The organism is Actinomyces sp. 432 (assembly GCF_009930875.1).
Classification (GTDB): domain Bacteria; phylum Actinomycetota; class Actinomycetes; order Actinomycetales; family Actinomycetaceae; genus Actinomyces.
This window is the reverse complement of sequence record NZ_CP025249.1, coordinates 519180-533069: the sequence shown is the minus strand read 5'-3', so window position 1 is coordinate 533069 and position 13890 is coordinate 519180. Positions and strand designations below refer to the sequence as shown.

Sequence of the window (13890 nt, the reverse complement as noted above, 5' to 3'; positions counted from 1 at the left end):
CGACGCCGCCCGGGCAGCGTGATTACGCGCCGGAGTGCGGTGATGTCGATCGCCGGGGTCTAGTGCCGGGCTGCTGAGATGTCGGCTGGTGGGGCGCCTGCGGGACCGCCCACTGTCCGCGCCGCCATCGACCTGCGTGCCGCTTATCCAGGGCTGCCCGTTGTTGTCCTGTCCGCCTACGTGGCTGGGCCCGTACTTGCATTAGCTGCTGGATGGATGGCCCCGATGCCGGTGCGGGCGGTGTCGGCTACCTGCTCAAGGAACGCGTCGGCCGAGTCGCGACTTCATGCGGAGCCTGGACGTGGTGGCGGCCGACGGGGTGGTGGTCGACCCGGAGGTGCTGTCCCGGCTCATGCGTGCGGGCTCGTCCCTGGAGCTCACTGACCGTGGTGACCCCGAGCCCGCGCAGGGGGACGCGCACGCCGCCGCTGGACGGCGCGCAGGGCGCCGTCACAGGACCGCGGACACCAGCCGGCACACGTTGTCGATGTAGCGCCGCCACCATGGCTCCTTGGCCCACTCCTCAACGGTCAGCTCGGTGGACACACGGCGGTAGTAGGCGTCATTGGCGCGCAGCAGGGCATCCAGGTCGCCGCCAAAGGCGAGCAGCATCATCTCGTAGTTCAGGGCGAAGGAGCGGAAGTCCATGTTGGCGCTGCCGATGACGCCGACCTCGCCGTCGACCGTCATGTACTTGGCGTGCAGGACGGTTGGGGCCGGGTAGCGGTAGATGCGCACGCCGGCAGCGAGCAGTGCCCCATAGTAGGAGCGCTGAGCATGGTTGACGATGAGGTGGTCGGACTCCTTGCCGACGAACAGCTCCACGTCCACCCCCCGGTAGGCCGCCGTGGTCATGGCCGCCAGCAGCGCCTCGTCGGGGATGAAGTAGGGACTGGTGATGGATACGCGCCGGGTGGCGTTCTGTATCAGGGACAGGAACATGCGCAGATTGGGCTCGGTGGGGTAGCCGGGTCCGGAGGGCACCAATTGCATGGCGTTGACAACCGCCTCGGGGCGTCCCGGCTGCGGAGAGGGGGTACCTACCGGGGGGCGGCGCTCCAGCACCTCGGTCACGTCCGGCGCGCCCGGAAGCGCGTCCTGCACCTGTAGCACCTCGCCGGATTCGAAGAACCAGTCCATGGCGAAGACCGTCTCCGCCTCCACCACGATGTCCCCCGTTACCTCCACAGACAGATCCGCCCAGGTCCGTCCAGCACGAATGTTGGAGCGCAGCCGGTAAGTGGGGTCGATGATGTTGTGCGAGCCGATGAAGGCGCGCTCACCGTCAACGGTGAGAACCTTGCGGTGGTTGCGCAGGTCGGGACGCCGGAAGCGGCGTTTGTGCGGCAGCAGCGGCATCATCAGGCGCCATTTGATCCCGGCCTCGGACAGCCGCCTGCCGAAGTCCTTCCAGCCGGGGTACTTCCGTGAGCCGAGGTGGTCCACCAGCAGCCGCACGGTCACTCCGCGGGCGGCGGCACGGGCGAGCGCGGAGTAGAAGACGTCGGTGACCTCATCCCAGCTCTGGATGTAGAACTCCACGTGGACGTGATTCTGGGCGGTGTCGATCAGACGGGCCATGGCCGCGTAGGTCTCCGCCGAGTCTGAGTGCAGGGCCACGACCTCACCAGTGACGCAGGGTAGGCCGGTGAGCTTGCGGTTCATGCGCAGCACCGAGCCTAAGTGGGGTGAGGGGCGCGCACCGGCCGGAGCGTCGGGCATGCCCGCAGTGAACTCATTGACCGCCGTATTGGCCTCCAGCTGCTGCTGGTAGCGCTTGCCGTGCACCCAGGGGCTGCCCAGGAACACGTACAGCGGCAGGCCCACAACAGGCAGTAGGAAGATCAGCAGCAGCCAGGCGGTGGACGACGACGGGCGGCGGTTCTCCGGGACAGTTCCCAGCGCCGCGAACTTGATCACGTACTCCAGGACGACCCACGCAGTCGTCAGTACTGGGTGCCACTCCATATCAGTAATCCTCACACGTCGCCGTAACCCGGCGCATCGGCGCGCCTGGTGCCCGGCGCCCCTGAGGCGGAGGCCCGCAGCGTGTCACTGCGCAGTCGATGGCGTCGGGTCTCCGAAGAGCGCGCGGTAGTAGCCGTAGAAGTTCCAGTTTCCCCAGCTGGTGCAGTCATCACCGCCGGAGGCGGCGGCTGCGTTGGCCAGGTAGGGCGTGTAGTTGTACAGGCCCGCAGTCGCCTGATTGGCAACCGTCAGCTCGCCGGTTCCGCACTGTGCGTCGGGCGAATACGCGAGCTGCGTCGTCGTACCCGCAACCACCTCGAATCGGTGGGGATCGAGCCGGTAGGTCTGGAACTGGGAGGCGGCACCGTATACCTGGCGGAAGAATCCCGCGTACTCGGAGTCGCACTCCTGCCCGTCGGGGCAGGCGTAGCCGGCGGCCGCCTCGTAGCGGCGAGCGGTCAGGCCCGAACCGGACGCGGTCAGCAGCCCCTGCTCCTTATGCAGCAGCACTAGCAGTACGCGCGGGTTGATGTCGCAGGAGTCAGCCACCTGGGAGATGATTTCGGCCGCCGTCTGCCCCTTCGCGGCGGTGTACCCGCCGGGGCAGGCGGTGGTGGCCTCGCGGTCCTCGGTGTCGAAAGTGGCGTCCGCCAGGCAGGGGGTGCCGTCTGCTCCGGTCTGGCAGCCCTCGTTCGCCGCGGTGATGAATGCGGCGATCTCGGCGCTGGTCATGGTGGTCGAGTCGTAGAAGACGTCGTCGTCGATGATGAGGCCCGCGTCAAAGCCGGTCATGTCACGCGTGATGGGAGTGGGCTCGGTGGGGGCGGCGGGCGGTGACGGAGACGGCGGGGTGTCAAGGGCATTCATGACCAGTAGGCCAAGCAGCAGCGTGATCAGGAATGAGCTGAGGAAGATGCCTACGGAACCGATGCGGCGGGGCTTGCGCCGCCCGCGGGTTCTACCGGGGTGAGGCGTGCGGGCGGAACGCCCCCCGGCGCGAGCCGCATCGGCCAGCCGCGTGCCGCGAGCGGATGCGGGCGCGCGCCGCCGGTCCGATGCCGCCCGGTGGCCGGAGGAGGTGCGGCGCGGTGTGCCTTGCGGTGAGCGGCGCGTCGGTCGGTCGGCGGAGCGTGACATTGAAGTAATGCTGCCACAGCCTTTGCGGATGACGCAGTTACCCGCCCCCGGTTGCCACAGCGCCGGAGCTCACATGGCGGGGCGACGGTCCTGACAGTCGATCGTCTACGCTCATCGCATGAATCTGTCCGAGGTGCTCCCGCTGGCCCGGCTGCTCATGGCCGAGCACGGGGTGGGCGACTGGTCGGTTTCCCTGGACCGGGCACGACGGCGCGCCGGCCTAACCGACCACTCCCGTCGGCGCATCACCCTGTCCCGGCAGCTGATGGCACTGTATGACGAGGCAGAGGTACGTGAGACGGTGCTGCACGAGATCGCCCACGCCCGCGTGGGAGCCGCCCACGGGCACGACGCCGTCTGGCGCGCAGAGGCCCGCAGGATCGGCGCCAGTGGCCGGCGGCTGGTCAGCGAGCGGGCGCCGCGCGTGCCGGGCCGCTGGGTCGGTACCTGTCCTGCCGGTCACACCGTTGACCGGATGCGCCGCCCGGCGCTGCCCTGCTCGTGCTCCCGCTGCGCTCGCGGCTTCAGCGCAGCCCACCTGCTGGCCTGGTCCTACGACGGCGTGCCCGTAAGCCCGCAGGAGATCAGTCCGGGATACGCCCGGGCCCTGGCGCGTCTGGAGAGTATGCGGGGTTGAGCCGTTCATCCCAGGTGACGACGCCGAATCCTCCACGGGGATGACCCCGCGGTGGACGCGGTGCCGCAGAATCGCGCAGGCAGGACCTGTCCGGCCTGTTTCCGCCCGCGAGTATTCAGGAGCGAACCGATGATTGTCACCACCACCCCCACCGTTGAGGGCTACCCCGTCACCCAGTACCTGCGCGTCGTATGCGGAGAGACGATTGCGGGCGTGAACATGTTCAAGGACTTTGCCGCCGGTATCCGTAACGTGGTGGGCGGCCGCTCCCAGGCCTATGAGAACGAGTTGATTCAGGCCCGGGAGACGGCGCTGGCGGAGATGGTGCAGCGCGCGCAGGAGCTCGGCGCGGAGGGCGTGGTAGGGGTGGACATCGACTACGAGGCCCTCGGCAGTGACAACGGCATGCTGATGGTGACCGCCTCCGGCACCGCGGTGCGCTTCTCCCGTCCCCAGTAAGGCCCCGGTAGGCGGGCGGTCTTCGACGCCGACCACCCCTGCACCAGTGCCGTGCCTAGCGGTGGAGGGAGCGGGCGGCGCTGATCACGACCGCGGCTGCCCGCCCACGGTGGATTCGCGTACCACCAGCCGCGGCGGGAAGGTGATGTGCCTTACCGCGGGGTCGTGGGACAGTAGCAGGTCGGCCGCGGCCGCCCCCATCTCCCGCATAGGCTGACGCACGCTGGTCAGCGGGGTGATGAGTTCCGCGGCAACAGAGATGTCGTCATACCCGACGATGGCGACGTCGTCTGGAATGCTCAGGCCGCGGCGACGGACTTCCCGCATGGCGCCGATGGCCAGCTGGTCGTTTGCGCACAGCAGCGCCGTCGGCGGCGTCTGCCCATCCAGCAAGGTGGCCGCCCCGACTGCGCCCGCATCCGCCGTGAATCCCTGGCCACCACTGACGGCCTCGATTTCAGTTAGCGCTTCAGCCGGGTCCAGGCCCGCCCCGGCCAGCGCGGCGACGACGCCGTCGCGCCGGTCGACGGCCTGCCGCACCGTCAGTGGGCCGTTGACGAACCCGATGCGGCGGTGTCCTAGCTCGATCAGGTGAGCCGCTGCCGCGCGAGCGCCGGCGACGTCGTCCCCGGACACGGTGGACAGCTCGGCGGAGATCGGCGGGTGATCCATGAGCACCACCCGGATGCCGCGGCCGGCCAGAACGGCGAGGTTGTCGAGGGTGGAGGCCGAGGGGGTGATGATCACCCCGTGGACGTCCATGCCGGCCAGCAGGCTCATGAGCTGATGCTCACGCTCGGGGTCGGAGTCGGTGGAGCCGAGCATTGGCACGCGGCCGTCCGCGCGCAGCCGGTCCTCAATGCCGCGGGCAGCCTCGGTGAAGAAGGGGTTGGAGATGTCGTGGACAAGCACGCCCACCAGTGACGAACCACCGTGGCGCAGGCGACGCGCGGTTTCAGAACGCACGAAGCCGAGCTCGTTGATGGCGGCGCGCACACGGTCGATCGTTGGCTGGGCGACACGCTCGGGATGGTTCAGGACATGAGAGACGGTGCCTACCGAGACTCCCGCCCGTTCGGCGACGTCACGCACCGAGGGACGTGCCATGTTCGCTCCTTCTGCTACCGGGGACGTCCGAGCCGTCCCGCTGCTCGCTGCCAGGTGTGATCGCGGCCGCGCGGCTCAGTCGCGGCCATGAGTCATCTTTCCAGGTTGTCGGCACGGACGCCGCAGGCAAGGCCCAGTCGTCGCCAGTCGGCGCCCGAGGAGCACGTCACCAATAGACAGCGAACCAACCGTATAATCAGTTCCCGACTGATTGGAGTTCAAAGATGACCGCCAGTAACACCCCTGAGTCCCGACCCAAGACGCTCGTCGTCCACTACTCCGCCCACGGGCACACCCGGCGCGTGGCGGAGACCCTCACGCGGGCGCTCAGAGCCGACGCCTTCGTGCTTACTCCCGCCGAGCCCTACTCCGAGCCGGATCTGGACTACAACGATCCGCGCAGCCGGGTCTCGCGGGAGCACGTTGATCGGAGCCTGCGGCATGTGCCGCTGGTGCAGGACGCCCCCGACGGCTTCACCGACTACGACACCGTGCTGGTCGGATACCCCATATGGTGGGGCGAGGCCTCCTGGGTTTTGGGCGACTTCGTACGGAATAACGACTTCACCGGCAAGATCGTGGTGCCGTTCTGCACGTCCTTCTCCTCGCCAGTAGGCGCCAGCGCACGCGACCTCGCCGCTCTGGCCGGCACGGGTGACTGGAAGCCGGGGACCCGCCTGGAGGTGAGCACCAGCGCCGACGGCGTGCGCCGCTGGCTGGAGGGGCTCGGGGTCGCGGCATAAGGCTCCAGCGAGTCCCGACAGCGTCAGACGTTGCCCGGCCGCGAGGCCGACGTCCCGTCCGATCGGCGTCGGCGGGTAGTCGCCCGCCTGTGCCAGCGTGCGGCTGGCGGCCACACTTGCAGTATCGTGACACGGGCGTGATGTGTGGGGTAGGTTGAGGCCGTTGTTGCGTGGGCGGCGCACCGCCCGCGCGCGCTCCTGTCCGGTACGCCCCGAGAGCCGAGGCCCCTTTAATGCCGCACTCCCCCACCCATGATGCAGACGACGTTGACGTCCGCATGGTCCCCAACAGGAAGCTGGAGGCGATCCAGGAAATCAAGTCCTACGCGGTGGGGTCACGCCACCGCCTGGACGCCCAGGAATTCACCTCCACCACGGACTCCGCCACCCACAACAGCGAGACCTTCGACGCCGGGCTGAGCGATGAGGTGTGGACCTCACCGGTGGCCGATGACTACCGCACCAAGATCGATGCGGCCGACTCCGGCGCCTACGACGCGATCGGTGACATCGTCTCGGACCTGACCGACGCGGAGAACGCCTTCTACGACGCCGGGCTGGGCGTGGTTCCCGAGGACTCCGCCCTGGCCGTCTGGCCCAGTTCCTAGTACCTCCCGCCCCGCGCCTGTGAACCGCACGCGAAGCAAGGAGCCGCAGCCCCATGGCCTTCATCAAGATCGACACTGACAAGATGCAAACCGTCGTCGACAACCTGGAAGACCGCGCCAAAGCGATCGACTACGAGCGCAGCAGCATCAACCAGACCAGCGCCTACTACCACGACCCGGTCCAGTCCGTGGCCGACGCGACCGAGTCCCTGCCCGGCTTCCTAATACCGGGACCCGGATCGGGAACCCTGGCAGCCTACGCATCAGCCATGCGCGACCTGGCCGACCAGCTGCGCTCGCGCCGCCAGGAGGCCATCGACATAAACGAGTCCGGCATCACCATGACCAACCCCGACGGCACCCTGTCCTACTACCTGCCCGACCCACCACCAGGCACCACCGACGAGGCCGCCTACTGGCGCAACACTGACACCGTGGCCAACGTCCACGCCTACAACACCGGCTCAGTCGAAACAGCCAAAGCCGAGGCCACAGAGCTCCAAGAAGCACTCGCCAACGGCACCTCCTCCCAAGGCCGCACCCCCGAACAAATCCTCGACCAAATCAACAAGCACCAAGACATCCCGATCTATGGGGCGGCGTTCGTCGACGCGCTGGGCACCGAGGAGTACCTGCAGCTCGTCTACGCGTTAGACGGGCATTATCAGGTCGGCTATGACGGGGACGATGGTGGCGAGCGGTTCACCAAGTCGTTGGAGACTCTCGCGCACATCCTGGCCGCCGCCAGCCAGGATCAGGCCGGTGGGGCGGGGCTCGCTGCCGACTTCGCCAACGCCGTCGATCCGACGGTCATTCAGCCGCAGCTTGAGAACCCGATGACGGCCCTCAATGCGCTGTTGTCAGTACCGGATACCGCGTACGGTACAGGGTTTCTTGGTGTGCTCTCGGACAATCTTGAGGACATCGACCCGGCCTCGGTCCCCTTCGCCGGTGCGCCACCGTTCGTGAATGGTGAGTTCTATACGGCGGACCCGTTGGCCGGCGTGCTGACCGCCATGGGTTCCAACTCCGAGGCCTCCTTGAACTATCTCACCAGTGATGGCACAAATGACGCCGAGATCGAGAAGCGTTGGGAGATGCTCAGGCAGCGCGACTGGGACTTCCACGGTGGTACCGGGCTGGACGGGTTGAGCGCGGCCACGGCCGCTGCCTCCGCCTACCGGGGCGCTGACGGCGACCCCAACGCGCCGGCCGACGCGGCCGAGCGCGCCACCTGGATGACCGCGCAGGCCATCCCCTTCTTCGTCAACGACGTTGAGGAAGCAGATTTCACCGCCACCATGAAACAGAACCTCGCGGTTCTGCTCGGCAACAGCCCCAAAGAACTCGCAGGCCTGGCCAAAGACGGCTCTCTGGAAACCGATCAGCGCTATGGGTTGTCTGGCCTAGTCACCGATGCGGAGTTCGAGACCTTGCTGTACCGCATCATCGATGACGAGAACGCAACCGGCACCCTGGCCGCTGCCATGGGCCAGTACCACCACAGCAGAATCGACTCCGAAATGTCCACATCCACGGATCCCGGAACGACCCTTGCCGTACAGTACAAGGATGCAGCCGCAACCATGGGCTATCTTGATGGCATTGCCGAGCTACGTGCAGGTGACAACAGCGCCGCGCGGGCCAACACCAAGTCCAATATGGGAACCGCACTGAGCGTGTTCTCTACGGTACTGGGCGCCGGGGTCGGCGCAATGACCGGAGGGACCAGTCTGGCGGTAGCTGGCCCGCTGCTGTACAGCACCGGCTCCACCGTCGCCAGACCCATTATCGTTGACCAGCTAACCAAGGATTGGAACACTCCGGACACTGTCGATGGGGCCGATATCGACACGGTACTGCGAGCCCAGGCCTATGTTGATGCCGCGAACTACGGCCTGCTCAGCGACGCCACCATGGAGGCGGCCGCCACCGGCAACAACGGAGGGCCATTCTCCTTCTACACCGAGGCCGACGGGCAACCCACCATCACCGCACCCGACCCCATGACACCACAAGCCGCCCACGAATACATAAACTGGGAAGACCTGGTCCACGACTCCGTCATGGACAGTCTTGACGTCAATATCGAAGCGGGTGATCAAACAGGCCGCAAGCAGGGCCATGGCGCAAAGGTCATCAAATGAGCCAGCAGAACACGTAGGCGTTATGAGGAACTCTCTTATTATGCGATCCGAAGCAAGCACACCCCGCCCCAGGCGCCGTCTGCCGGCTGCACTGATGACGCTACTACTGGCATGCGCGCCTTTGGTGGCGTGCGCGCATTATTTCGGAAGCGAACTGGACATTCCTGGTCTTGATCCAGGCACCGCAAGCAGTGACCAGACCAACGCTAGGGCCGCTTTGGACTACCTCACTCCCGATGGCGAGACCAGCGACGGGAAGTGGATGCCGGGTGAACAGACCCAACAGCGGTGGGAGGCGCTCGAAGAAGGCCACTGGAACTCCACCTCCCTGGAGGAACTCACTGCCGCCATGGCCGCAGTCTCAACCATGCGCACCGACCAAGACGAGCAAACCGCCGCAAAGGCCACGTGGATAGTCGCCAAATCAATGGAGTTCGCTGTCGGCCAGGTACCCCTTAAGGACTACACCGACACCATGAAGCAGAATCTCGCCGCCCTGCTCGCCAACAGCCCGAAGGAGCTAGCCGGCTTGGCCAGCGGCGATTCCTTGGACGCTAGTCCACCGGGCTATGACCTGTCCGGCCTGGTCACTGACACGCAGTTCGAGACCGTCCTGTACCGCGTCATCGACGATGAGAACGCCGCCGACACACTGGTGACCACGATGCTCCAATACCACCACGACCAAGTCGGTTCCAACATGCCTACGGCCACGAACCTCGAGGCCACCCTACGCGGGAACTACAGGAACGCAGCCATGACCATGGGCTACCTCGATGGCATTGCCGAGCTGCGTGCGGGCGACAACACTCCGGACACTGTCGATGGGGCCGATATCGACACGGTACTGCGAGCCCAGGCCTATGTTGATGCCGCTAACTACGGCCTGCTCAGCGACGCCACCATGGAGGCGGCTGCCACCGGCAACAACGGAGGGCCATTCTCCTTCTACACCGAGGTCGACGGGCAACCCACCATCACCGCACCCGACCCCATGACACCACAAGCCGCCCACGAATACATAAACTGGGAAGACCTGGTCCACGACTCCGTCATGAACAGTCTTGACATCACTATCGCAACGGGCGATCAAACAGGCCGCAAGCAGGGCCATGGCGCGAAGATCACCAAATGAATCTGCCTGCCTCTCGTCTACCAGGTATGCTGACCTCGCAGCCCCTCGGCTCGTCTCGCGGTGTTTGGGCCTGGGTATTCTTGAGCGTCATCGCTTCCGCAGTGTGTCTGGCGCTCACAACTGCTCCGCACCGACACAGGGAATTACCCGGCACGCGACCCCAGTCTCGCGCAGCCCTCTCGCGCCAGCGTCGGCCAGCAGGTCTACTGTTGGTGCTGTTATTGGCCTGTGTCCCTTTGGCGGGGTGCTCGCTGGGGGTGGATCAGAGCGCCCTGGGTATCCCCGGGTTCAGTCCCAGCGCCGCGGGCCAGGACGACCAGGCGAATGCCCAGGCCGCTTTGGAGTATCTCAGCCCTGATGGTGAGATCAGCGACGGGAAGTGGGTGCCGGGGGAACAGGCCCAACAGCGGTGGGAGACGCTCGACGAAGGCGATTGGAACCCTGCCGGACTCGAGGAGCTCACTGCTGCTATGGCAGCGGCGTCGACCCTGCGCACCAGCCAGGATGACGACAATTCGGCCGCGGCGACGTGGGTTACCGGAAGGTCGATTGACTTCGTCGTCAACCAGCTACCGCTCGAGAATTACACCGATACAACGAAACAGAACCTCGCCGTCCTGCTCGGCAACTGCCCTGACGAGATCGCCGACATGGCGCGCGGCGGTTCACTCGAAGGAGTTAACGTATACGGTCTGTCTGGCCTCGTGACTGACGCACAGTTCGAGACCGTCCTGTACCGTGTCATCGACGATGAGACCGCCGCCGACACACTGGTCGCGACCATGCTCGAATACCACCACAATCAGATCGACTCAAAGATGACTACGGCAACCGACCCTGAAGCTCTCCTACTTGGGCAGTATCAGTTTGCCGCAAGGAGCGTAGGCTACCTCGATGGCATTGCCGAGCTGCGGGCGGGCGACAACACTCCGGACACTGTCGATGGGGCCGATATCAGGACCGTGCTGCGAGCCCAGGCCTACGTTGATGCCGCGAACTACGGCCTGCTCAGCGCCGCCACCATGGAGGCGGCCGCCACCGGCAACAACGGTGCTCCCTTCTCCTTCTACACCGAGGTCGACGGGCAACCCACCATCACCGCCCCCGACCCCATAACACCCGATGCCGCCCACGAATACATGCGTTGGGACCGACTAGTCGAAGACGCCACCATGGACGGTCTTGATGTCAGGATCACCAACGGCTACAACTTTGGCTACGACGAGGGACAGGCAGCCAAAGTCATCAAATGAGTCTATCTAATCTTCTTGTCCTAAGTGCGGCATTTTTGCAGCACGTCGTCACGTTGCGACGCGAGATGCGTACGCAGACGCGCCTTGGCGTGGTCAACCTCGTATCGCTCCCGGCATTTGCCGCGCGCACCTTTCTTCATCCAGACCTGAAACCGCATTCGGGGTTGGTGCGGGCAGCCGGCACCCACCACCGCACCGAGCCGCGAGGAGGACACCTATTATGCGACTCTTTACTCGCGTAGCCCTCTCGCGGCGATGCCACCCGAGCGCAGCCATGCTTGTGCTGTTGCTGGTGTTTTGTGTGTCTTTGGTGGGTTGCTCGCTGGAGGCGGACCACAACGGCCTGGACATCCCCGGGTTCAACCCCAGCGCCACGAGCAGCAACGACCAGACCAACGCTAAGGCCGCCTTGGACTACCTCACTCCCGATGGCGAGACCAGCGACGGGAAGTGGATGCCGGGTGAACAGACCCAACAGCGGTGGGAGACACTCACCGACCGTAACTGGGCCCTGCCGGACTCGAGGCGCTCACTGCCGCCATGGCCGTCTCCTCAACTATGCGCACCGACCAAGACGAGCAAACCGCCGCAAAGGCCACGTGGATAGTCGCCAAATCAATGGAGTTCGCTGTCGGCCAGGTACCCCTTAAGGACTACACCAGCACCATGAAGCAGAATCTCGCCGCCCTGCTCGCCAACAGCCCGAAGGAACTAGCCGGCTTGGCCAGCGGCGATTCCTTGGACGCTAGTCCACCGGGCTATGACCTGTCCGGCCTGGTCACTGACACGCAGTTCGAGACCGTCCTGTACCGCGTCATCGACGATGAGAACGCCGCCGACACACTGGTGACCACGATGCTCCAATACCACCACAACCAAATCGACGAGAAGATGCCCATGTCCGCCGACCCCAAAACAACCCTGCTCGGGCAGTATCAGTCCGCCGCGCAGACCATGGGCTACCTCGACGGCATCGCCGAACTACGCGCAGGTAATAACCGTCTAGACACCATCGACGTCACCGATATCAGGACCGTGCTGCGTGCTCAGGCCTACGTTGATGCTGCGAACTACGGTTTACTCAAAGACACCACTATCGAGGCGGCCGCCACCGGTAACAACGGAGGACCATTCTCCTTCTACACCGAGGCCGACGGACAACCCACCATCACCGCCCCCGACCCCATAACACCCGATGCCGCCCATGAGTACATTTCCTGGCAGCGGCAAGTCAACGATTCCACCATGGACAGCATCGACAACGCGATGGTCAACACTAACGCAGGGTATGACCAGGGCCAGGCGGCAAAGATCACCAAATGAATCTGCCCGCCTCTCGTCTACCAGGTATGCTGACCTCGCAGCCCCTCGGCTCGCCTCGCGATGTTTGGGCCCGGGCATTCTTGAGCCTCATCGCTTCCGCAGTGTTTCTAGCACCCACAACTGCTCCGCACCGATACAGGGAATTACCCGGCACGCGACCCCAGGCCCGCGCAGCCCTCTCGCGCCAGCGTCGGCCAGCAGGTCTACTGTTGGTGCTGTTATTAGCCTGCGCCCCTTTGGCGGGGTGCTCGCTGCGGGCGGATCAGAGCGCCCTGGGCATCCCCGGGTTCAACCCCAGCGCCGCAGGCCAGGACGACCAGGCGAATGCCCAGGCCGCCTTGGACTACCTCACCCCCGACGGCGAGATGACCGACGGGCGGTGGGTGCCGGGGAAGGAGACTGCCGAGCGGTGGGAGGCGCTCGAAGAAGGGCGCTGGAACTCCAGCAGCCTGGAAGAACTCACTGCCGCCATGGCCGTCTCCTCAACCATGCGCGGCAGTCAGGACGAGGAGACCTCAGCCGCGGCAACCTGGGCAACGGCAAGGTCGATTGAGTTCGCCGTCGGGCAGGTACCCCTCAAGGACTACACCGAGACCGTGAAGCAGAACCTCGCCGCCCTGCTCGCCAACAGCCCAGACGAAATCGCAGGTCTGGCCAACGGCGGATCTTTGGAAGTCAGCAGCGTATATGGTCTGTCCGGCCTGGTCACTGACACACAGTTCGAGACCGTCCTGTACCGCGTCATCGACGATGAGAACGCCGCCGACACACTGGTTACCGCCATGCTCGGCTACCACCACTACCAGATCGACTCAAAGATGCCCACGGCAACCGACCCTGGCGAGACATTACTAGGAAGATACCAGCATGCGGGCATGACCACGGGTTATCTCGATGGCATTGCTGAGCTGCGAGCGGGCGACAGTACTTCCGACACCATCGACGTCGCTGATATCAGGACCGTGCTGCGTGCTCAGGCCTACGTTGATGCTGCGAACTACGGCCTGCTCAGCGACGCCACCATGGAGGCGGCTGCTACCGGCAACAACGGAGGCCCATTCTCCTTCTACACCGAGGTCGACGGGAAACCCACCATCACCGCGTCTGATCCCATGGCCCCCGACGCCGCACAGGGCTATATGAACTGGAGAACGCTAGTCAACGATCCCACCATGCACATGCTCGACACCGAGATTGATGCTGGCTACAGCCTTGGCTACGACGAGGGACAGGCAGCCAAAGTTATCAAATGAGACCACCTAAAGCTCTTGTCCTGAGTGCCGCATTTTTGCAGCACGCCGTTACGTTGCGACGCGATACGCATGCACACCTGGGTGCAGTCGCCCTGGAGGGTTATTCATGGGGGTGTGGGG

At 65.2% G+C, this 13890-nt stretch carries 13 protein-coding genes; 10 read left to right on the top strand and 3 right to left on the bottom strand.

Annotation, left to right across the window (positions count from 1 at the left end; genetic code table 11):
- Window positions 1-286: 286 nt before the first annotated feature.
- On the top strand, window positions 287-493 hold the full coding sequence (locus CWT12_RS13710) for a hypothetical protein (RefSeq protein WP_237564261.1): 207 nt from the start codon (window positions 287-289) through the stop codon (window positions 491-493).
- Here the strand turns inward: CWT12_RS13710 and cls are convergent.
- Both cls and CWT12_RS02180 read right to left on the bottom strand, forming a co-directional pair.
- A complete protein-coding gene (gene cls, locus CWT12_RS02185) occupies window positions 451-1968 on the bottom strand; it encodes a cardiolipin synthase (RefSeq protein ID WP_161923533.1) in 1518 nt (505 codons plus the stop codon). The genes CWT12_RS13710 and cls overlap by 43 nt on opposite strands.
- Before the next feature lie 84 nt (window positions 1969-2052).
- Window positions 2053-3105 carry a hypothetical protein gene (locus CWT12_RS02180; RefSeq protein WP_202616249.1) on the bottom strand — a complete coding sequence of 351 codons (1053 nt, stop codon included), beginning with the start codon at window positions 3103-3105 and terminating at the stop codon, window positions 2053-2055.
- A gap of 118 nt (window positions 3106-3223) precedes the next feature.
- Between CWT12_RS02180 and CWT12_RS02175 the strand changes: the two genes are divergently transcribed.
- Together CWT12_RS02175 and CWT12_RS02170 are read left to right on the top strand one after the other, a co-directional pair.
- Window positions 3224-3742 (top strand): SprT-like domain-containing protein, encoded by a 519-nt coding sequence (locus tag CWT12_RS02175; protein WP_161923532.1) that lies wholly within the window; start codon window positions 3224-3226, stop codon window positions 3740-3742.
- A gap of 129 nt (window positions 3743-3871) precedes the next feature.
- Window positions 3872-4201, top strand: coding sequence for a putative heavy metal-binding protein (locus CWT12_RS02170; RefSeq protein ID WP_161923531.1), 330 nt, complete (start codon window positions 3872-3874; stop codon window positions 4199-4201).
- A gap of 84 nt (window positions 4202-4285) precedes the next feature.
- Here the strand turns inward: CWT12_RS02170 and CWT12_RS02165 are convergent, their stop codons facing one another.
- Window positions 4286-5308 carry a LacI family DNA-binding transcriptional regulator gene (locus CWT12_RS02165; RefSeq protein ID WP_161923530.1) on the bottom strand — a complete coding sequence of 341 codons (1023 nt, stop codon included), beginning with the start codon at window positions 5306-5308 and terminating at the stop codon, window positions 4286-4288.
- A gap of 224 nt (window positions 5309-5532) precedes the next feature.
- Here CWT12_RS02165 and CWT12_RS02160 point away from each other — a divergent pair, with 224 nt between their 5' ends.
- The 7 genes from CWT12_RS02160 (at window position 5533) to CWT12_RS02130 (ending at window position 13770) form a co-directional block, all read left to right on the top strand.
- Window positions 5533-6051 carry a flavodoxin gene (locus tag CWT12_RS02160; protein WP_161923529.1) on the top strand — a complete coding sequence of 173 codons (519 nt, stop codon included), beginning with the start codon at window positions 5533-5535 and terminating at the stop codon, window positions 6049-6051.
- A gap of 233 nt (window positions 6052-6284) precedes the next feature.
- Window positions 6285-6659: a hypothetical protein gene (locus CWT12_RS02155; protein WP_161923528.1), complete on the top strand. Its 375-nt coding sequence runs from the start codon at window positions 6285-6287 to the stop codon at window positions 6657-6659.
- A gap of 53 nt (window positions 6660-6712) precedes the next feature.
- Window positions 6713-8806 (top strand): DUF6571 family protein, encoded by a 2094-nt coding sequence (locus CWT12_RS02150; RefSeq protein ID WP_161923527.1) that lies wholly within the window; start codon window positions 6713-6715, stop codon window positions 8804-8806.
- Window positions 8784-9941 (top strand): DUF6571 family protein, encoded by a 1158-nt coding sequence (locus tag CWT12_RS02145; RefSeq protein WP_337247919.1) that lies wholly within the window; start codon window positions 8784-8786, stop codon window positions 9939-9941. The genes CWT12_RS02150 and CWT12_RS02145 overlap by 23 nt, the downstream gene beginning before the upstream one ends.
- 257 nt (window positions 9942-10198) lie before the next feature.
- Complete coding sequence (locus CWT12_RS02140; RefSeq protein WP_161923525.1) at window positions 10199-11194, top strand: DUF6571 family protein; 996 nt, start codon at window positions 10199-10201, stop codon at window positions 11192-11194.
- Window positions 11195-11698: 504 nt separating this feature from the next.
- A complete protein-coding gene (locus CWT12_RS02135) occupies window positions 11699-12517 on the top strand; it encodes a DUF6571 family protein (RefSeq protein ID WP_337247918.1) in 819 nt (272 codons plus the stop codon).
- Window positions 12518-12729: 212 nt separating this feature from the next.
- A complete protein-coding gene (locus CWT12_RS02130) occupies window positions 12730-13770 on the top strand; it encodes a DUF6571 family protein (RefSeq protein ID WP_337247917.1) in 1041 nt (346 codons plus the stop codon).
- Window positions 13771-13890 lie beyond the last annotated feature (120 nt).